The organism is Turicibacter sp. KK003 (assembly GCF_037014675.1).
In the GTDB taxonomy this organism is placed as follows: Bacteria; Bacillota_I; Bacilli_A; order MOL361; family Turicibacteraceae; genus Turicibacter; species Turicibacter faecis.
Genome location: NZ_CP142738.1, coordinates 192,189 through 213,394 on the forward strand (window position 1 = coordinate 192,189; position 21,206 = coordinate 213,394).

General features: G+C 35.6%; 15 protein-coding genes. 10 read left to right on the forward strand and 5 right to left on the reverse strand.

All coding sequences use genetic code 11. The annotated features are described in order from the left end of the window. Positions 1-79 precede the first annotated feature (79 nt). Together VXM77_RS00890 and VXM77_RS00895 are read right to left on the reverse strand one after the other, a co-directional pair. Entirely contained in the window at positions 80-1,345 is a 1,266-nt protein-coding gene (locus tag VXM77_RS00890) for an ABC transporter substrate-binding protein (RefSeq protein WP_161832225.1), read from the reverse strand. After that, positions 1,332-2,417 (reverse strand): ABC transporter ATP-binding protein, encoded by a 1,086-nt coding sequence (locus VXM77_RS00895; protein WP_161832226.1) that lies wholly within the window; start codon positions 2,415-2,417, stop codon positions 1,332-1,334. Before VXM77_RS00895 ends, VXM77_RS00890 begins: the two co-directional genes overlap by 14 nt. Before the next feature lie 321 nt (positions 2,418-2,738). Between VXM77_RS00895 and VXM77_RS00900 the strand changes: the two genes are divergently transcribed. The 6 genes from VXM77_RS00900 (at position 2,739) to VXM77_RS00925 (ending at position 6,529) form a co-directional block, all read left to right on the forward strand. Continuing rightward, complete coding sequence (locus tag VXM77_RS00900) at positions 2,739-3,779, forward strand: ABC transporter substrate-binding protein (RefSeq protein WP_161832227.1); 1,041 nt, start codon at positions 2,739-2,741, stop codon at positions 3,777-3,779. Between the two features lie 297 nt (positions 3,780-4,076). After that, on the forward strand, positions 4,077-4,817 hold the full coding sequence (locus VXM77_RS00905) for an ABC transporter permease subunit (protein WP_161832228.1): 741 nt from the start codon (positions 4,077-4,079) through the stop codon (positions 4,815-4,817). A gap of 161 nt (positions 4,818-4,978) precedes the next feature. Beyond that, positions 4,979-5,296 carry a sporulation protein YabP gene (gene yabP, locus VXM77_RS00910; RefSeq protein WP_161832229.1) on the forward strand — a complete coding sequence of 106 codons (318 nt, stop codon included), beginning with the start codon at positions 4,979-4,981 and terminating at the stop codon, positions 5,294-5,296. Further along, positions 5,296-5,826, forward strand: a complete 531-nt coding sequence (yabQ, locus tag VXM77_RS00915; RefSeq protein WP_161832230.1) for a spore cortex biosynthesis protein YabQ — start codon at positions 5,296-5,298, stop codon at positions 5,824-5,826. Before yabP ends, yabQ begins: the two co-directional genes overlap by 1 nt. After that, positions 5,789-6,127 carry a septum formation initiator family protein gene (locus VXM77_RS00920; protein WP_161832231.1) on the forward strand — a complete coding sequence of 113 codons (339 nt, stop codon included), beginning with the start codon at positions 5,789-5,791 and terminating at the stop codon, positions 6,125-6,127. The genes yabQ and VXM77_RS00920 overlap by 38 nt, the downstream gene beginning before the upstream one ends. Positions 6,128-6,172: 45 nt before the next feature. After that, positions 6,173-6,529, forward strand: a complete 357-nt coding sequence (locus VXM77_RS00925; RefSeq protein ID WP_161832232.1) for a S1 RNA-binding domain-containing protein — start codon at positions 6,173-6,175, stop codon at positions 6,527-6,529. Positions 6,530-6,630: 101 nt separating this feature from the next. On the opposite strand, the gene VXM77_RS00930 is transcribed toward VXM77_RS00925, so the two are convergent. From VXM77_RS00930 to VXM77_RS00940, 3 genes are read right to left on the reverse strand one after another with little or no spacing between them, the layout of a single operon-like run. After that, a complete protein-coding gene (locus tag VXM77_RS00930; protein WP_262950333.1) occupies positions 6,631-7,275 on the reverse strand; it encodes an ABC-2 transporter permease in 645 nt (214 codons plus the stop codon). After that, on the reverse strand, positions 7,272-8,129 hold the full coding sequence (locus VXM77_RS00935) for an ABC transporter ATP-binding protein (protein WP_161832234.1): 858 nt from the start codon (positions 8,127-8,129) through the stop codon (positions 7,272-7,274). The genes VXM77_RS00930 and VXM77_RS00935 overlap by 4 nt, the downstream gene beginning before the upstream one ends. Positions 8,130-8,131: 2 nt before the next feature. Then, a complete protein-coding gene (locus tag VXM77_RS00940) occupies positions 8,132-8,509 on the reverse strand; it encodes a GntR family transcriptional regulator (RefSeq protein WP_161832235.1) in 378 nt (125 codons plus the stop codon). Between the two features lie 481 nt (positions 8,510-8,990). Between VXM77_RS00940 and VXM77_RS00945 the strand changes: the two genes are divergently transcribed. The 4 genes from VXM77_RS00945 to ftsH all read left to right on the forward strand — a co-directional run bounded on the left by VXM77_RS00945 (position 8,991) and on the right by ftsH (position 21,177). After that, positions 8,991-10,151: a SpoIIE family protein phosphatase gene (locus tag VXM77_RS00945; protein WP_161832236.1), complete on the forward strand. Its 1,161-nt coding sequence runs from the start codon at positions 8,991-8,993 to the stop codon at positions 10,149-10,151. Positions 10,152-17,228: 7,077 nt separating this feature from the next. Next, entirely contained in the window at positions 17,229-18,608 is a 1,380-nt protein-coding gene (gene tilS / locus VXM77_RS00950) for a tRNA lysidine(34) synthetase TilS (protein ID WP_161832895.1), read from the forward strand. Further along, on the forward strand, positions 18,601-19,140 hold the full coding sequence (gene hpt / locus VXM77_RS00955) for a hypoxanthine phosphoribosyltransferase (protein WP_161832896.1): 540 nt from the start codon (positions 18,601-18,603) through the stop codon (positions 19,138-19,140). The genes tilS and hpt overlap by 8 nt, the downstream gene beginning before the upstream one ends. Positions 19,141-19,155: 15 nt before the next feature. After that, the gene (gene ftsH, locus VXM77_RS00960; RefSeq protein ID WP_262951138.1) at positions 19,156-21,177 is read left to right on the forward strand and encodes an ATP-dependent zinc metalloprotease FtsH; all 2,022 of its coding nucleotides are present in this window, start codon (positions 19,156-19,158) and stop codon (positions 21,175-21,177) included. The last annotated feature ends 29 nt before the right edge of the window (positions 21,178-21,206 follow it).

Here is a 21,206-nt window from a genome sequence, read left to right on the forward strand (position 1 = left end):
AAAGCCAAAGGTAATCAGTAATAATAGGGGAATAAAAAGGAAGAGCCCAATAAGGACTCTTTCTTTTTTATGTAAGGAACTATTCATGATTTTTTAGTGCTTGATCCCAAGCGTTTTGTAACTCTTTAACATAGTCCTCATAACTTTGGTTTTGTTCTGGATATAATCCGATATTGATTACCTTTTGTAAAACATCTGTTAAGCGGGCGATTCCGACTTCCCCGGCAACAGCACTATAACGTTCCTGAATGGCTGCATCTTCAGTTGAGGCAGTTTTTACAATTGTCCCCTCTTCAAATAAAGCACGTTGATCATCGTTTAATTCTTCAATGATGACTGGAACCCCATCTAAATCTTCTGCATAACCACTTTCAGCAGAAATAAAGTATTCTAAGAATGCTTTCGCCGTTGCTAAGTTTTCTGTATTTTTATTGATTCCAATGACCCCAGGGGCTCCAACTGGAACACTTGTTGTTCCGTTTAAAGTGGTTGGGAATGGAGCCAATTTAATGTTATCCTCAGAATCATTGAGCGCTTGAATAGTTGCTAAGTCTTGAGAGGCGCGCATAATCATGGCCACTTTTCCGTCCGCTAATAATTGAAGCGATTGGTTATAGTCGCCTGTAATCGGATCTTCTTCAATATATCCACCAGCTGCTAATTTGTAGAATAAATCCATTACTTCACGAATCGGTTGACCTTCATCAAATGGATTACCGTTAAGTGCGGCTTCTTTATAATTTTCCCCATATGAAGATAAGGCACCTGCCCAAACTCCTAAAGAGGTATTATAGTTAGTGTAAAAGCATGTTGCCCCTGTTTTTGATTCAATTTGATCGCAAGTTTCAAGTAAAGCATCTGTTGAGGTTGGCATACTTTCAACGCCAGCTTTCTTTAAAACGTCTTCGTTATAGACAAAGCCTAAAATATTAATTGAAACAGGTAAACCGTAGACTGTATCGTTATACACAGCCTCAGTTACATCTAAATATTTTTTTTCTAAGTCTTCTACTTTTCCAAGCGGATAGAAGTAGTTTTCATATTCACTTGGTGTTCCTGCCATTGAGAAAGGAACAAACAAAACATCTCCATAATCTTTTGTATTCATTCGTTTCATGATATCAGCATCATAGTCGCTTGAAGACTCCCAAATAATATCTTCAACTTCAGGATATTTCTTTTTAAATCCCTCTTCAATCTCTTCAAATAGTTCGGCAGCATCAGGACGAGAAGTCACAACTGTTAATGTTCCACCGATTTTTCCCTCTTCTACCTTCGGTTTTGTTTGGCACGCCGTCAATGAGAGTAACGTCATGCTGACGAGTAGTAGCTTAATTTTGTTCATGGTTAAGTTCAATCCTTTCATGTGTTGTTTTATTAAAAACATGAGCGTGAGCTAGGTCAAAGCTGACTTTAATGAATGCCCCTGTTTTATAATCTAAGTTTTGATAAGATTTCATTGTCATGACCAAGTCATCTTTTTGTAGATGGAGGATAACCTCACTTCCAAGATACTCAACTTTTTGAATCCTCATTTCAATCCCATTCGTCGTATCTAAATAAAGGTGTTCGGCTCGAAGGGCTAGAAGATATTCCCCGTTTTCTGTAAGAGGGGAGAATCGAGATCCGACCTCGAGTGAAATATGATTAGATAAGATGAGGTGGTGGGTGTGATACGTCACATTAAAAAGGTTAATGCGCGGTTTCCCAATGAAGGTTGCTACAAATAAATTGGCTGGTTTCGTGTAAATCTCAACAGGAGTACCGATCTGTTGAATAATCCCTTCATTTAAAATAACGATTCGGTCTGCCATGGTCAGGGCTTCCGTCTGATCATGGGTGACATAGATGGTTGTTGCGTTTAGTCGCCGGTGTAATTGGGTAATCTCATTACCAGTCGATTCACGCAATTTGGCGTCTAGGTTGGAAAGCGGCTCATCCATTAGGAAGAGTTTCGGCTCTCTGACGATTGCGCGTGCAATAGCGATGCGTTGCCGTTGTCCACCGGAAAGATTTTTTGGAAGTACATCGAGATATTCTTCGAGTTGAAGAATACGGGCCGCCCAGCGTACCTTTTCCTCGCGCTGCTTTTTTGGAAGTTTGCGTAATTTCATCCCAAATTCGATATTTTCGTAAGTGCTAAGATGGGGGAGCAGGGCATAGTTTTGAAAGACCATTGCAACATCTCGATCTTTTGGTAATGTTTCATTAATTCGTCTTCCCTCAATTAAGATATCCCCAGAAGTCATTTTTTCAAATCCGCAAATAAGTTCAAGCAACGTTGATTTACCACTTCCACTAGGACCAACGATGACGATGAATTCTCCCTTAGAAATTGAGAGATTAAAATCATTAATAACCGCCTTAGTTGAACGGGGATAAGTTTTAAAAACATGATTGAATGCAACATAGTTCATTTTGTATCTCCAATCGTACAGAAAATTCACTAACATTATAACAAATGTCTTTATATAAGAAAATAAAAGCCTTTCATTTTCTTATATAAAGCGACAAATAAAAAATAGTTTTAAAAAATATGAGTAAATCTCTCGTTATTTAGGAATGGGGGAGAACATCGTTTTTTTATTTTTGATAGGTTCCTATCCATTTGTTAAAATTGTTACAACATTTGATGAAATCCCTTGTTCGTATGCGAAAAATGACTCATGCTTTTTACGGATAAATCGTAGGACGTAAGATATAATCGGAGGTAATCAAGCATATGGGAGGAATTTTAAATGAAAAAGTTTTTAGCAATATTCCTATTGCTGTTTGGAATCGTCGGCTGCGCGAATCAAACGGTAGATGAGAATAAGAAAGATGAAACAAAGGAAAAGGTAGAGCAACAAACCGAAAATGAGGAGCAGAATATAGAGACGACTCCACAATTTGAAAATGTTTCATTTGATATGTTAGTTCCGAGTGGATCAACAGCCATGGCAATGGCGCACTTTAAGGCAACGGCACCTTCCCTTGGAGATCATGTGGAATATACCGTATCGCCTTATACACAAGGAAGTGATGCATTAGCTGCAGCTTTTACATCAGGGAGCTCACAGGTGATTGTTGCACCCACTAATTTAGGAGCTACGCTTTATCAAAAAGAAGTGCCTTATCAATTAGTAGCCACTTTAGTGTGGGGAAATTTATATTTAATTAGTCAAGAAGAATTAAATTTTGATGATTTAGCAGGTAAAAAGATTACGGCTTTTGGCCAAGGAAGTACACCAGACATTGTGCTACAGTGCATTTTAAAGGAAAAGGGGCTACTTGATTCGGTAGAAATTGAGTATTTACCAAGTGTTGCAGATGTTCAATCGATGTTTGCAGCGGGTGAAACGGATCTTGCAGTTATCGCAGAACCTTCATTATCGGTTTTAAAAACAAAGAGTGAGAATGTAAATGTCGTTGTTGATTTTCAACAACAGTGGGAAGAAATTTATGGGGTAAGTTCTTATCCACAAGCAAGTTTATTTGTTCATAAAGATTTAATTGAGAATCATAAAGAGGTTATTGAACCGTTATTAGCCCAAGTGGAGGCAAGTGTTTCATTCGCAAATGAATCAACAGACGAAATGGCTAAAGAAGCTATTCAAACAGGACTTGAAATGCCGGAAAATATTATTGTTCAGTCGACGCCACAGTCAAATTTAAGGTTTAAAACAGCAGCCGATTCAAAGAAAGAGATTGAAGTCTATTTGAAAAAATTGTTTGAATTTAATCCAGCTACAATTGGCGGTTCGATGCCGGACGATGACTTCTATTATTTCGCGAATTAATAGGTATAAAATAATTGAGTGTGCATATATTATTATTGACGATTACTTGAAACTCGGTTTGGTAGCCGACAAAGGATGCAAGGGAAATACCACTTGCCAAGTAAGGGTCATAAATATTTAAAAGTTATACTGCATTTTGTTGTCTAACTTAATGTCAATGACTTTTGTGAATTCATCATGTGGATAACTTTTAAGTTTTTAAAAATAGGTCGCTTCCGTAGTGACCTATTTTTTTATTTGAACGGTATTTTCCTTATTTTTTCCCCGTAAGATAGAAAAAGAGGGAGGGGCATACTTATGAAGCAAGGGTATCGATTAATGGGGATTTTAGGTGTCTTACTCATTTATGAGTTATTCGTACAATGTGTTCATCAACCGATTATTTTACCATCATTAATAAGTGTTTTTGAGGCAGCCTATGAGATTGTGTCTGATCCAATGTTCACTGTGACCGTACTTTCGACGGTTAGGAGGACAGTTCTTACTTTTACAGGTGTGTTAATCATTAGTTTATTACTAGGTATTCTTGTGGGCTATTTTAAGGCGCTTCGCTTGTTTTTAGCGCCATTTATAACGCTTTTAAGAACGTTACCTACTATTTCAATCACCATTATTTTATTAATTTGGTTTGGGGCGGAACGGGGGCCTGTTATGATTATGGCCTGTGTGATTTTCCCCCTTTTATATGAGATGATAGAGAGCTCAATGAACCATGTAGATTCTGATTTATTAGATGTTTGCTTATTGTTTGGTGCGACCCCGTATGAAAAATTTAGGGCGCTTTATTATCCACAATTAATGAGAGAATTAAGTGGTGGGGTTCAAGCAACGATCGGATTATCATTTAAAGTCATGGTCATGGGGGAAGTAATGGCTCAGACCTCTATAGGAATTGGTCGTCAGTTAAACTACGAGAAGACTTATTTAAATATGCCCGCTGTTTTTGCTTGGAGTTTTGTGCTTATTTTATTGGTGATGTGCTTTGAGTTTATCACTCAAATCTTAATAAAAGAATTAATTCGCCATCTTGACTCCTAAGAAAGAGGAGAAAAGAAAAAAGATGTCGATTTTATTAACGAATGGGAGGGGGATTTCATAAAATATGAAGTAGAAACAAGGTCTTTCTTTCCCCCAGTTATATTTCGCTTAGAACAATCATAAGTTTCTAGTGATAAAACAGATAACGGAGGGATAAGAATATGAACATTTATGAGAAAGAGTCGTACATGAAGCAAAAGCCAAGCACGCTATTGGGTTACCATCAGGTATCAATGAAAGAAAGGAAGTTAATGGATGTTAGTGGAATTAAAAAGTTATTAAGCTTTGATAGTGAGTTGTTTACGATTGATACAACAATGGGGATTTTAACAGTGAGAGGAATGGATTTAGAGCTTAAGAATCTTGATCTTGAAAAGGGAGAGCTATCGATTATGGGTTATATTACCGGTTATGAATACGACGATTTAGACATGATTGGTGAAGACTCAAAAGGAATCTTTAGCAAATTATTTAAATAATGAGTTTACAAGTCCAATTTCAACTAATGGTTCATGTCCTATTGTATGGAATTTTTATCGGTGTAACGTTAGATTTTACTTACATCGTTAAAGAGATTTTATTTAATCATTCCATACAATGGGTGATTATTGTGATGTATTGGTTAATCCAAATTCCTCTTACCTTTATCTATATATATAATGTTAATGAAGGAATCTTCCATTTGTATATTTTGCTTTTCTTAGTCGTTGGGGCTATCATATACTTTAAGTTCTTAAAACAGCCGTTGCACCGGGATCTTGAAATGTTAGGGGAGAGTTTATTCACAGTTGCACACTTTATAAAAAAAGTGGTGAATATCTTAGTAATTTCCCCCATTATGTTTATTTACAAGCTTGTTTCTGATATAATAATGTTGTTTCTTAGAATTTTAAAGCTTTTATTTTATACGCCTTTAGCTAAATTAGGAAAATCTATATCAAGTAAGAAGAAAAAAAAGGAGAAACGACGACGTGGCAGAAAGAAAGTTAACTCTAGTACAGAAGAATAATCGAAAAAGGCGACAACAGCTTTTTTATCGTCGGGTATTAACACTTAGCCTTATTATAGGATTCTTTTGTGTCGTTGGGGCTTGCCTATATACAAGTCGTTTAGCCAAACTTACTGAAGCTAAGGAAAAATTAGCTGCATATGAAAAAGAATATGATGAGTTAATTGAGAAAGAGGAATATTATCGCAACGAAATAAGCAAACTTGAAAATGAGGATTACATTGCTAAGCTTGCGCGCGAGAAATATTTTAAATCTGAGGAAGGCGAGATATTATTTAAGCTTCCGCAAGGACAAGAATAACTAAAATTAAAATTATAAAAATTATGAGGAGGACTGTCGATTTTTATGTCAATCACAGCTGGTCAAAAGTTAAATGGTAAAGTCACGAGTGTGAAGAAGTTTGGTGCATTTGTGGAGTTAGAAAATGGAAAATCAGGACTTGTACACATTAGTGAGTTATCTGAGAAATTCGTAGAAAAAGTTGAAGATGTTGTCAGCGTGGGTCAGGAAGTAACTGTGCGCGTTAAAGAGGTGACACCAGAAGGGAAAATTAACCTTTCAATGAAACCAGCACGCCCAGAAAAGCCAGCTCGTCCAGCTTTAGACTTAGATAAAGCAATTACTAACTTTTTAAAGGATAGCGATGAGAAACAATCGGCTCTTAAAAAGAACATGAAAACACAGCGTCGTCGTTCTAACTAACGATACTTGTTTAGCATAGATATCAAACTCATTCCGTTTGGAATGAGTTTTTTTGTATAACTTAAAAGGCGTACATGATGGGATGTACGCCTTTTAAATTTTTAATATTCTTTTTTTAAAACGATTCGAGAGGATAATTGATAAGAGAAGTAGGCAACGATGAGTAGAGTGATGATTCCAATCCACGGTAAAAGGGGAAGTAATGTTTCTAAATGAGTGATCCGTTGAGGAGTCAATATTCCTTTTAAAAACTTACCTAATAAAACAATCCCGCCAAATAGACTAAAACTGATAACCATCATCATCATACGGCCGCGTTCAATTCCGTATTTAAAGACAAATGGAAGTAAAAATAAGATCAGTAATTCCGCTGTAAATAAAATGGCAATGCCGGATATAAAAAGTTCTGCACTAATAGGGATGCCTTTCACAAGACAAATCCCAGTGACTATTATTTCTGAAAGAATTGTTCCGGCGATCGGGAAGATAGCGAAGACGATATATTTACTAAGAACGAGTTCTTTTCGTGAAATAGGAAGTGATAGGGCGAATACATCCCAATTCGCGTACTCATCGTAGGAGAAAGTACTTAGGCTTTGCAAACAAAAAATCATAATTAACAGCCCACTTAAAAAGCTTGGATCATAGGAAATAAAGAATAATAAATAGATAAGTATGGTAATCAACATCGTTTTAATGTTGTTTCTTAAGTTTAAGAAATCTTTTATAATTAGCCCTTTCATCATTTACGCCCCCCAATATGTAAAAGCATTAAATCTTCAATAGAGACTGAATCCATCGTTAATGCTTTATATTTATTTTCTAATTTTCTTTTATTTTTGATAAGTACTTCCATATGATAAGGATGCTTTTTATAGTTGACGATATCTTCTGGGTCAATCGAGCAAAAGTCCTTTTCTTGACATTTAATAAGTCCGTAATCATAAAGAAGGTGGTCTTTAGAGTCAGAGAAGACGATTTCTCCCTCATGAATAAAGGTGATATAATCGGCGATTTTCTCTAAATCACTTGTGATATGTGATGAAATTAGGATGGAATGTTCTTCATCCTGGATGAAGTCTAAAAAGATATCGAGAATTTCATTTCGAACAATTGGATCGAGTCCGCTTGTCGGCTCGTCTAAAATAAGAAGTTTAGGACGGTGACCTAATGCAGTAGCGAGTGATAATTTCATTTTCATCCCCCGTGAAAAATCTTTTATCGGCTTGTTTAAAGGGAGTTTAAATTGATTGAGATAGTCAAGGTATAAGTGAGTATCCCACTTTAGATAGATATTTTTTAAAATGAGATTTAAATCTTTTGGGGTTAATTGTTTAGGAAAATGGCAATCATCAAAGACGATTCCAATTTCTTGTTTAATCGACATTTCATGTTGTTGATAATCTTGACCGAATAGTTTGATTGTCCCAGAATCCTTATCGATTAGGTTTAAGATAGCCTTAATCGTTGTGCTTTTTCCGGCTCCATTTTCCCCAATTAATCCGACAATATAGCCTTTAGGAACGGTTAGGTTTACATTGTTTAAGAAAAATCCATCTCGTTTTTTGGAGAGCCCTCTAACTTCTATCGCATTTTCCATTTTTATTCCTCCTCAGTATATAAAAGTTTTAAAATCTCAGCTAAATCCTCATATGAGATGCCGCACTGTTTACTTAATTCAATGGCACGGGTGAAGTGTTCTTCAATTTGTCGTTGTTTTTCTTCCTTTAATAATTCTTTATTATGTTGAGTGACAAAACTTCCTTTTCCAACAATACTTTCGATAAATCCTGCACGTTCAAGGTCCTCATATGCTCGCTTCGTCGTAATAACGCTTATGTGAAGGTCGCGAGCGAGAGCGCGCATGGAAGGAAGGGCATCCCCTTCCTGAAGAACCCCAGATATGATGTGTTGTTTTAGTTGATCAGTAATTTGTTCGTAAATCGGTTTTTTGCTGGTATTGCTGATGACTATTTCCATAAATAAACTAATCACCTCCTGTTATATTGTATATACTCTATATACACAATATAACTCTTTTAAAAAAACGTGTCAATAGAGGGGAGATGCATTTTTAGCTAAGGTTTAATCGAATAGTCGAAGGTATTAGTCAGAGATAGAGTTGAGGGAATATTCAAACTTTTCTCTTCAGTTGTGTGTGTTATTTAAGAGGAAATAGAGGTGAACAAATAGGGCTATGTTTGTAAATCTAATTTTATTCACTTTTACATAAAAGTTTTTAAAAGTTTATAGCACTATGCTGCCGAGTCGTGTAAAAGAAGGTAGAATAGCTGGTTTATTTTCAATAGATGTGCCGAAGATGTAAAAATTGTGTCTTTTAAAAGTTTAAATGATTCCAAGAAAGTGACAAAATCTCTAGTTGATGAGTGGTAATATAGGGGTACGAATTGAGCCCACGGGAGGGAGCAATTAGTTAAGGCCATTAGGAGGAGAGAGAAGCATGGAACTCGTAACGAAAATGAAGCAAACATTTTCGCCTAAGCCAAAGAGAGAAAGTAAGGATCGGTTGAATATTTATACGATTAGTCAGTTATTTAATCAGTTAGTTAATTTTCAACAATTAGTGAAATCTTTGCGTTCTTTTATAGGTAAGGGTCAGTTAATCAGAGTTGACGTGGTTTTAGATTGTATCGGATTGGCAATCGACAATATGATGCAGTCAATGATGTACGATCGTCATGACTTTGAACTGCAGTTCAACCGTATTAAGGAAGAGCTGGAAAGAATTAATGTGAGGTGTTCGGATATTAAGATTAAAAGTCTTTATCCAAGACTCATCAAAATGGATTTAGTGATTAATTCGCCCCCGAAAGAGTTAACGTTGTTGTCTATTCAGGCAATACTTGAAGGGATTACGAATGAGCCACTTCGTTTAATTGTTGAGAAGACTAAAGGAAAGCAGACGAAAATAAAGATTTATTCCTCTAATCAATTTAAAATTGATCATGCGGTTTCCTATGTTGGAAAAGACGGAAATAAGGTTTCAGGAGATAGTTATATTTATGAAAATTTCACGAACGGTCAAACGTTTATTGCGATTAGTGATGGAATGGGGAATGGTGAACTAGCTCATAAGGAGAGTTCGGAAGCCCTTAAAATTTTGAAATGTTTGTTAAGTTTTAATATTCCAATTAAAACGGCTATCCAGACGTTACAGCAATTAAAACAACATTCCAATGCGAACGAAAGATTCTTTTCGTTAGATGTCTGTATGATTGATCGGGAGCGTCAAAGAGCTACCTTCTATAAAAAGGGGGCAACACCGACATTCTTTATAAGAGATCATCAGATTGAATTAATTAATTTAGCGCAACTTCCAGTCGGCGTTATGAGCGATCAAGATGTTGATCACGTTACGTTAGATTTACAAGAAGATGATATATTAATTATGTGTAGTGATGGTATTGTCGAACAATATCCGGATATTACTGATTTGGAACATATGATTTTAGGGCAGGTTGGAATACCTCCTAAACATATGGCGAAAAATATTTTACAAACAACAGTTAGTAAACATAAAGGAAAAATTAGAGATGATATGATGGTTTTAGTGGTGGAATATAAGCGACAGGGAGTTTCCCAAGCCCAATATGCATCATAATAATACCCATTATTAAGTAAATAAACGCTATATAATTATGTGTGTTTATGCGTGCATCCGTTGTTAGAGGTGGGTCTGCGCGATAGATGTTTTTAAGAGAAGGTGGAAGGGGGTAATCCCAAGGGATAATTGGGGTTATCTTCAATTCCCAATGTGTGAAAGAGATTAGTTTAGAAGTAAGAATTGGTAAAAGTGTAAACAAAGTTTAGTGTAGAAAACCGGGGTCGGAGCCGGTGAGGAACAAAAAGAGAAGTTTATGTAAAGTGTTAAAACAGAGATAAAAAAGTGTTTAAAAGAGGTAAATCAGGGTCAGAGCTGAATACCCAAGTGTAAAAGAGATTAGATTAGAAGTAAGAATTGGTAAAAGTGTAAACAAAGTTTAGTGTAGAAAACCGGGGTCGGAGCCGGTGAGGAACAAAAAGAGAAGTTTATGTAAAGTGTTAAAACAGAGATAAAAAAGTGTTTAAAAGAGGTAAATCAGGGTCAGAGCTGAATACCCAAGTGTAAAAGAGATTAGATTAGAAGTAAGAATTGGTAAAAGTGTAAACAAAGTTTAGTGTAGAAAACCGGGGTCGGAGCCGGTGAGGAACAAAAAGAGAAGTTTATGTAAAGTGTTAAAACAGAGATAAAAAAGTGTTTAAAAGAGGTAAATCAGGGTCAGAGCTGAATACCCAAGTGTAAAAGAGATTAGATTAGAAGTAAGAATTGGTAAAAGTGTAAACAAAGTTTAGTGTAGAAAACCGGGGTCGGAGCCGGTGAGGAACAAAAAGAGAAGTTTATGTAAAGTGTTAAAACAGAGATAAAAAAGTGTTTAAAAGAGGTAAATCAGGGTCAGAGCTGAATACCCAAGTGTAAAAGAGATTAGATTAGAAGTAAGAATTGGTAAAAGTGTAAACAAAGTTTAGTGTAGAAAACCGGGGTCGGAGCCGGTGAGGAACAAAAAGAGAAGTTTATGTAAAGTGTTAAAACAGAGATAAAAAAGTGTTTAAAAGAGGTAAATCAGGGTCAGAGCTGAATACCCAAGTGTAAAAGAGATTAGATTAGAAGTAAGAATTGGTAAAAGTGTAAACAAAGTTTAGTGTAGAAAACCGGGGTCGGAGCCGGTGAGGAACAAAAAGAGAAGTTTATGTAAAGTGTTAAAACAGAGATAAAAAAGTGTTTAAAAGAGGTAAATCAGGGTCAGAGCTGAATACCCAAGTGTAAAAGAGATTAGATTAGAAGTAAGAATTGGTAAAAGTGTAAACAAAGTTTAGTGTAGAAAACCGGGGTCGGAGCCGGTGAGGAACAAAAAGAGAAGTTTATGTAAAGTGTTAAAACAGAGATAAAAAAGTGTTTAAAAGAGGTAAATCAGGGTCAGAGCTGAATACCCAAGTGTAAAAGAGATTAGATTAGAAGTAAGAATTGGTAAAAGTGTAAACAAAGTTTAGTGTAGAAAACCGGGGTCGGAGCCGGTGAGGAACAAAAAGAGAAGTTTATGTAAAGTGTTAAAACAGAGATAAAAGATCTGTAAGGACTAAGTTCGAATGAAAAATATTTATGCCAATAAATAATAATCAAAAAATAAAGCTAATCAGAGTCAGAGTTGATTGGCGAGTCATAAGATTAAAAAACAAAGTGTGTGCGAAAAAGTGTGTGAGTGAAGCCAATCAGAGTCAGAGCTGGTTGGTAAGCAATAAGATTAAAAAACAAAGTGTGTGCAAAAAGTGTGTGAGTGAAGTCGATCAAAGTCAGAGTTGATTGGCGAGTCATAAGATTAAAAAACAAAGTGTGTGCGAAAAAGTGTGTGAGTGAAGTCAATCAAAGTCAGAGTTGATTGGCGGGAAATACGATTTAAAAATAAAGTGTGTGCGAAAAAAGTGTGTGAGTGAAGCCAATCAGAGTCAGATCTGATAGGTAAGTAGTAAGATTAAAAACAAATTATGTGCAAAAAAAGTGTGTGAGTAAAGTCGATCAGGGTCAGAGTTGATTGGCGAGAAATAAGATTTAAAAATAAAGTGTGTGCGAAAAAGTGTGTGAGTGAAGTCAATCAGAGTCAGAGCTGATAGGTAAGTAGTAAGATTAAAAACAAATTATGTGCAAAAAAAGTGTGTGAGTGAAGTCAATCAAGGTCAGAGTTGATTGATCAGTAATAAGAGTTAAAAACAAAGTGTGTGCAAAAAGTAGTGTGTGAGTAAAGTTAATCAAGGTCAGAGTTGATTGATCAGTAATAAGAGTTAAAAACAAAGTGTGTGCAAAAAGTAGTGTGTGAGTAAAGTTAATCAGAGTCAGAGCTGGTTAACCAGGAAGTTTTAAAATGTTTAAAATGAAGTCAGTTTATTTAGGAAAAGTGTGTGAGTAAAGTCGATCAGGGTCAGAGTTGATTGATCAGTAATAAGAGTTAAAAACAAAGTGTGTGCAAAAAGTAGTGTGTGAGTAAAGTTAATCAGAGTCAGAGCTGGTTAACCAGGAAGTTTTAAAATGTTTAAAATGAAGTCAGTTTATTTAGGAAAAGTGTGTGAGTAAAGTCGGTCAGGGTCAGAGTTGATTGGCGAGAAATAAGATTTAAAAATAAAGTGTGTGCGAAAAAGTGTGTGAGTGAAGTTAATCAGAGTCAGAGCTGGTTAACCAGGAAGTTTTAAAATGTTTAAAATGAAGTCAGTTTATTTAGGAAAAGTGTGTGCAAAAAGTGTGTGAGTGAAGTCGATCAAAGTCAGAGTTGATTGATCAGTAATAAGATTTAAAAACAAAGTGTGTGCGAAAAAAGTGTGTGAGTGAATTCAATCAGAGTCAGGGCTGGTTGGTAAGCAATAAGATTTAAAAACAAAGTGTGTGCGAAAAAGCGTGTGAGTGAAGTTAATCAGAGTCAGAGCTGGTTGGTAAGCAATAAGATTTAAGAAACAAAGTGTGTGTGAAAAAGTGTGTGAGCGAATTCAATCAGAGTCAGAGCTGGTTGGCGAGAAATAAGATTTAAAAACAAAGTGTGTGCGAAAAGTAGTGTGTGAGTGAAGTCGATCAAGGTCAGAGTTGATTGATCAGTAATAAGATTAAAAAACAAAGTGTGTGCAAAAAGTAGTGTATGACTAAAGTTAACCAAGGTCGGAGCTGGTTAACCGGGAAGTTTTAAAGTGTTTAAAATGAAGTCAGTTTATTTAAGAAAAGTGTGTGAATGAAATCAATAATATTCAAAATTGGTTGGTAAGCAATAAGATTTAGGAAACAAAGTGTGTGTGAAAAAGTGTGTGAGTGAAGTCAATCAGAGTCAGAGCTGGTTGGTAAGCAATAAGATTTAAGAAACAAAGTGTGTGTGAAAAAGTGTGTGAGCGAATTCAATCAGAGTCAGAGCTGGTTGGCGAGAAATAAGATTTAAAAACAAAGTGTGTGCGAAAAGTAGTGTGTGAGTGAAGTCGATCAAGGTCAGAGTTGATTGATCAGTAATAAGATTAAAAAACAAAGTGTGTGCAAAAAGTAGTGTATGACTAAAGTTAACCAAGGTCGGAGCTGGTTAACCGGGAAGTTTTAAAGTGTTTAAAATGAAGTCAGTTTATTTAAGAAAAGCGTGTGAATGAAATCAATAATATTCAAAATTGGTTGGTAAGCAATAAGATTTAGGAAACAAAGTGTGTGTGAAAAGTAGTGTGTGAGTGAAGCCAATCAGAGTCAGAGCTGATAGGTAAGTAAGAAATAAGATTAAAAAACAAAGTGTGTGCGAAAAAGCGTGTGAGTGAATTCAATCAGAGTCAGAGCTGGTTGGTAAGCAATAAGATTTAAGAAACAAAGTGTGTGTGAAAAAGTGTGTGAGCGAATTCAATCAGAGTCAGAGCTGGTTGGCGAGTAATAAGATTTAAAAACAAAGTGTGTGCGAAAAGTAGTGTGTGAGTGAAGTCGATCAAGGTCAGAGTTGATTGATCAGTAATAAGATTAAAAAACAAAGTGTGTGCAAAAAGTAGTGTATGACTAAAGTTAACCAAGGTCGGAGCTGGTTAACCGGGAAGTTTTAAAGTGTTTAAAATGAAGTCAGTTTATTTAAGAAAAGTGTGTGAATGAAATCAATAATATTCAAAATTGGTTGGTAAGCACTAAGATTTAAGAAACAAAGTGTGTGCGAAAAAGTGTGTGAGTAAAGTCGATCAGAGTCAGAGTTGATTGATCAGTAATAAGAGTTAAAAATAAAGTGTGTGCAAAAAGTAGTGTATGAGTGAAGTCGATCAAGGTCAGAGTTGATTGGCGAGAAATAAGAGTTAAAAACAAAGTGTGTGCAAAAAGTAGTGTATGACTAAAGTTAACCAAGGTCGGAGCTGGTTAACCGGGAAGTTTTAAAGTGTTTAAAATGAAGTCAGTTTATTTAAGAAAAGTGTGTGAGTGAAGTCAATCAGGGTCAGAGTTGATTGGTGAGTAATAGGATTAAAAAATGTGTGTGCGAAAAAGTGTGTGAGTAAAGTCGATCAGAGTCAGAGTTGATTGATCAGTAATAAGAGTTAAAAATAAAGTGTGTGCAAAAAGTAGTGTATGAGTGAAGTCGATCAAGGTCAGAGTTGATTGGCGAGAAATAAGAGTTAAAAACAAAGTGTGTGCAAAAAGTAGTGTATGACTAAAGTTAACCAAGGTCGGAGCTGGTTAACCGGGAAGTTTTAAAGTGTTTAAAATGAAGTCAGTTTATTTAAGAAAAGTGTGTGAGTGAAGTCAATCAGGGTCAGAGTTGATTGGTGAGTAATAGGATTAAAAAATGTGTGTGCGAAAAAGTGTGTGAGTAAAGTCGATCAGAGTCAGAGTTGATTGATCAGTAATAAGAGTTAAAAATAAAGTGTGTGCAAAAAGTAGTGTATGAGTGAAGTCGATCAAGGTCAGAGTTGATTGGCGAGAAATAAGAGTTAAAAACAAAGTGTGTGCAAAAAGTAGTGTATGACTAAAGTTAACCAAGGTCGGAGCTGGTTAACCAGGAAGTTTTAAAGTGTTTAAAATGAAGTCAGTTAGTTTAAGAAAAGTGTGTGAGTGAAGTCAATCAGAGTCAGAGCTGGTTAACCAGGAAGTTTTAAAATGTTTAAAATGAAGTCAGTTTATTTAGGAAAAGTGTGTGAGTAAAGTCGATCAGGGTCAGAGTTGATTGGCGAGTCATAAGATTTTAAAAAAGTATGTGCAAAAAAGGTTAACCAAGGTCGGAGCTGGTTAACCAGGAAGTTTTAAAATGTTTAAAATGAAGTCAGTTAGTTTAAGAAAAGTGTGTGAGTGAAGTCAATCAAGGTCAGAGTTGGTTGGTAAGCAATAAGATTTAAAAACAAAGTGTGTGCAAAAAAGTGTGTGAGTGAAGTCGATCAAGGTCAGAGTTGATTGGCGAGAAATAAGATTTAAAAACAAAGTGTGTGCAAAAAAGTGTGTGAGTAAAGTCGATCAGGGTCAGAGCTCATAGGTAAGCAATAATATTTAAAAACAAAGTGTGTGTGAAAAAGTAGTGTATGATTAAAGTTAACCAAGGTCGGAGCTGGTTAACCAGGAAGTTTTAAAGTGTTTAAAATGAAGTCAGTTAGTTTAAGAAAAGTGTGTGAATGAAATCAATAATATTCAAAATTGGTTGGTAAGCAATAAGATTTAAGAAACAAAGTGTGTGCGAAAAAAGTGTGTGAGTAAAGTCAATCAGAGTCAGAGTTGATTGATCAGTAATAAGAGTTAAAAATAAAGTGTGTGCAAAAAGTAGTGTGTGAGTGAATTCAATCAGAGTCAGAGCTGGTTGGTAAGCAATAAGATTTAAAAACAAAGTGTGTGCGAAAAAAGTGTGTGAGTGAAGTCAATCAGAGTCAGGGCTGGTTGGTAAGTAATAAGATTTAAGAAATAAAGTGTGTGCGAAAAAAGTGTGTGAGTGAAGTCAATCAGAGTCAGAGTTGATTGGTGAGTAATAGGATTAAAAAATGTGTGTGCGAAAAAGTGTGTGAGTAAAGTCGATCAGGGTTAGAGTTGATTGGCGAGTCATAAGATTTTAAAAAAGTATGTGCAAAAAAAGTTAACCAAGGTCGGAGCTGGTTAACCGGGAAGTTTCGAAATGTGTGCGAAAAGATGTGTAAATAAAGCCAATCGAGGTCAGGTTGGCTTGGAAGTTCTTTAATGTTAGTCCGTGTAAATTAGATTTACGAATCTAAAGGGACAAAACAGGCGATAAAAAGCTTTTTACAAGCGTTTAATGTGAAAATAACAGAAGCCATTTGAGACAGAAGGTTTATTAATTCGATATAGTAAAAGTGGCAGCCAATATGCTAGAAAAATGAAAGTGTATATTTGAATTAATAAATAACTGTTGCTGGAGTAAACTTCTTGGATAGATCTTTAATAAAACAGAAAAAGAGATTTAATAAGTGAATCGAAGTGTTTAGGAAGTATAAGAGTGCCTTTGATATTAGAGGGCCGTGTTCGGATAAGAGAAATAAAATGTGTAAAAAAAGAAATCGAAGTGTTTAGGAAGTATAAGAGTGCCTTTGATATTAGAGGGCCGTGTTCGGATAAGAGAAATAAAATGCGTTAAAAAAGAAATCGAAGTGTTTGGGAAGTATAAGAGTGCCTTTGGTATTAGAGGGCCGTGTTCGGATAAGAGAAATAAAATGTGTTAAAAAAGAAATCGAAGTGTTTGGGAAGTATAAGAGTGCCTTTAGTATTAGAGGGCCGTGTTCGGATAAGAGAAATAAAATGTGTTAAAAAAGAAATCGAAGTGTTTAGGAAGTATAAGAGTGCCTTTGGTATTAGAGGGCCGTGTTCGAGTTGACAATTAAATAAAATTTACGATAAGGATATCGTTTTTACTGGGTGCAGAGCCGCATTCGGTGATCCGTAAAATGAAGGATCAGGTTGAATCATTTAAAGTTTATTTTTAAAAGAATTAATACAATTATATGCGCAAATAGTTATATTTATTCTTCAATCAATTCCCCCTTTAGGGTGAGGATATATCATTAAAATTTTTATTACAGTGGCGATTAGATAATTTCTAATCGCTTTTTATTATTGGCATTCCATAATGGATAAAAAGTGTATGAAACTTGTAATGACACTTTTTTTTTATTTTAAAAGAGATATAATAAAAAATAAGATTTTGTTGTATAAGGAGTTTGACATTTAATGCAAAAGGTCGTATTAGAGACGATAAAAAAATATGATTTATTTGACCAAAGGGAGCGGGTCATCGTGGCCGTATCTGGAGGGGCAGATTCGATGGCACTGCTTCATTTTTTAAAGCATTACGCTACTAATTATCAACTATCCTTAGTAGTTGCGCATGTGAATCATAAGAAAAGAAAAAATGCTGATTTAGACGAGTTATTAGTCCAAAAGATTGCAACTAACTATCAATTACCGTATGAGGTTTATTATTTACCCCCGGGGGGGACAACGGAAAACTTTCATGAATACGCTCGAAAAGAACGTTATAATTTTTTTAGATCAGTCGCTAAGAAGTATGGAGCGGATTGTTTAGTAACAGCCCATCATGCCGATGATCAACTGGAGACACAAATTCAACGATTGTTGTATTTCGAAAGTCCCAATGGGCTTATAGGGATTAAGGCTAAAAGGGTTAGTCAACATTTAAAAGTGGTTCGTCCGTTAATCCGTGTTACTAAAAAACAGATTTATGGGTATTGTGAACGGGAGGGGGTTAAATTCCGTGAGGATGAATCTAATCAAAGTGATGTCTATACGAGAAACCGTATTCGTAAGTATATTGTTCCCGAACTCGTAAAGGAAAGCCCATCTGTATATGAACATTTGAATGTTATAGGTGAGCAGTTAAATGATGATGAAATATATTTTAGTCAACAAGTTGATGAACTAATGGAGAATACATATCGACAAGGTAACGATGTTTGGCTTTCTCGTCGTTTTATTCAACAGTTGCCTCCAAGTTTATCGAGACGTTTAATCAAGCGAATTTTGCAACAGTTTGTAATTAAAGATATTCAACATATTCATATTGAAAAAGTTTTAGAACTTATAAGAAATCCTAAGCCTAATTTAACCTTATTTTTACCGCATCAGATTCGCTGTATTGTGGCCTATGATAAGGTTAGTTTTTCTAAAGATATGACTAGTTCAGAGGAATACGAGTTTACGCTATCCCTTAATGATAGTGTTGTGTTGCCTAATGGAGATATTCTGAAAGTAAGCGAGAACAAAGTCGATGAAAAACCGGAAAAATTTTGCATTAACGAAGTCCATTTGTGTTATAATGAAATAGAATTGCCGTTAAAAGTTCGTACTCGTCAACCCGGAGATCGTATTCAATTAATGAATGGATCAGGTTCGAAAAAGATTAAGGAAATAATGATAGAGGGTAAGGTTCCTCGGTTATTGAGGGACACATGGCCTATTGTGGTTGATTCAAATGATAAGATTCTTTGGGTACCACTTTTGAAAAAATCGGCATTTTGTTGCCATAAGTCAAATGGTAAAACAATGACAATTGTTTATAAACATCGCGGAGGGAATGAAGAAGATGCGTAACGATATTAAAGAAATTTTATTTACTACTGAACAAATTGAAGAGAAGGCAGCACAATTAGCAAAAGAGTTAGAAGTTGATTATGCAGGCAAGAAACCTATTTTATTAGGCTTATTAAAAGGATCAATCCCATTTATTGGAGATTTAATGAAGCATATGAATATGCCGATTCAAATTGAGTTTATGGATGTATCAAGCTATCATGGTGGAACAACTTCTTCTGGACAGGTAAAAATTTTAAAGGATTTAGACATTTCAGTGGAAAATCGTCATATCATTATTGTAGAGGATATCGTAGATACAGGGTTCACATTAACAAAAGTGATAGCATTATTAAAACATCGAGGTGCTGCTTCGGTTGAGGTTGTTACAATGCTTGATAAACCTGAAGGGCGTGTCGTTGAGATGGAGCCAAAATATATTGGATTTACAATTCCTAAGGCATTCGTTGTAGGATACGGGTTAGACTATGATGAATATTATCGTAACTTACCGTATGTAGGTATTCTTAAAGAGGAAGTTTACATGAAATAAGAAAGGGGTGCTACAATGCCGCCAATTAATCCAAAAGATAAGATTAATAGTTTCAAAAAGCAAAATAGCTTTAAGAAAAAAGGTCCGCAAAGTATTGGAATCTATTTTCTATTGTTTATTATCGTTTTAGGTTTATATGGGTTCATTTTCATGGAGCCACAACAGCCGGTGATTGAACAACCAACCTATAATGAATTTATTAGCAATATTGAAAATGGAAATGTTATTTCCATGGAGGCCCGTCCGGTTGACGGTGAGGATAATAAAAACTTGTGGAATATTTCAGGTAAAATGAAGGTTGAAGAAAAAGAGGTTCCATATACGATTGTAGTAGCTGACAAGTCATATGAGAAAATTAGTAATTTAGCACTTGAAAAGGATGTTAAATTAGAGAATACTGTGGCTTCAACGATTGGTAAGGTATGGAGTTTCTTATCTTATGCTATTTTAACTGTCTTATTCTTAGGTGTAATCATGTTCATGTTTAGATCAGCTCAGCGAGGGAATAATAAAGCCTTTGATTTCGGTAAAAGCCGTGCTAAGTTATCTAAACAGGAAGGAATTTCATTTGATGATGTAGCCGGAAATGATGAAGAAAAAGAGGAGTTAGTAGAGGTTGTTGACTTCCTTAAAAACCCGGCTAAGTATAATGAAATGGGTGCACGTGTTCCAAAAGGTATTCTTTTAGTAGGACCTCCTGGAACGGGGAAAACATTACTTGCCCGAGCGGTAGCTGGTGAGGCAGGAGTTCCATTCTATTCGATTTCAGGTTCTGATTTCGTAGAAATGTTTGTAGGGGTAGGGGCGAGTCGCGTTCGTGACATGTTCCAAACTGCCAAAAAAACAGCACCATGTATTATTTTTATTGATGAAATTGATGCGGTAGGGCGTCAACGTGGAGCCGGAATGGGTGGCGGACACGATGAACGTGAGCAGACGTTAAATCAATTGCTTGTAGAAATGGATGGATTCGGTCCAAATTCAGGAATTATTGTTATGGCTGCAACTAACCGTCCAGATGTATTGGATCCCGCTTTATTAAGACCTGGACGATTTGACCGCCAGATTACAATTGGTCGTCCAGATGTTAAAGGTCGTGAGGCAATCTTAAAAGTTCATTCACGTAATAAACGTTTGGCTCCAGAAGTTCGTCTAGAAGATATTGCTCGCCGAACTCCAGGATTTAGTGGTGCGGATTTAGAAAATTTATTAAATGAATCAGCTTTATTAGCGGCTCGTGAAAATCGTAAGCAGATTAAAATGCATGATATTGATGAAGCAACGGATCGTGTTATGATGGGGCCAGCTAAAAAATCAAAAGTATTCTCTAAAAAAGAACGTCGCGTTGTTGCTTATCACGAGGCAGGACATGCGGTTGTTGGTATTAAGTTAGAGAATGCAGAAGTTGTTCATAAGGTTACAATTATTCCACGTGGTGAAGCTGGTGGATACGCCTTAATGTTACCGGAAGAAGAAACATTCTTACAAACAAAACAAGACCTGTTAGATCGCATTACTGGTTTATTAGCAGGTCGTGTGTCAGAAGAGATTACGTTCCATGAGGTAACGACAGGGGCACATAATGATTTCCAAAAGGCTACAGGAATTGCACGTGCGATGGTAACTGAATATGGAATGAGTGACTTAGGACCTATTCAATACGAACAACGTAGCGGAAATGTTTTCTTAGGCCGTGATTATAATAAAGATAAGAATTTCTCGGATCATTTGGCTAGACAAATTGATGAGCAAGTTCAAAAAATTATTAGTTCATGTTATGATCGTTGCCGACAAGTTTTATTATCAAATCAGGATTTGGTGAAGTTAATCGCCGAAACCTTATTAGAATATGAAACGTTAACAAAAGAACAAATCGATGAGTTAGTTGAAAAAGGTAGACTAGAAGAAACTGCTTATAATGTTAATTCTGAAAAAGAAAGTGCTAAGCAAAATAAGTTTAAATTAGTCCGCGATAGTAACTATAAATTAAAATCAACTTTAACTTTATCGAATGATAAATTACCTGTTATTGATTAAAAAAACACTCTTTTATTAAGAGTGTTTTT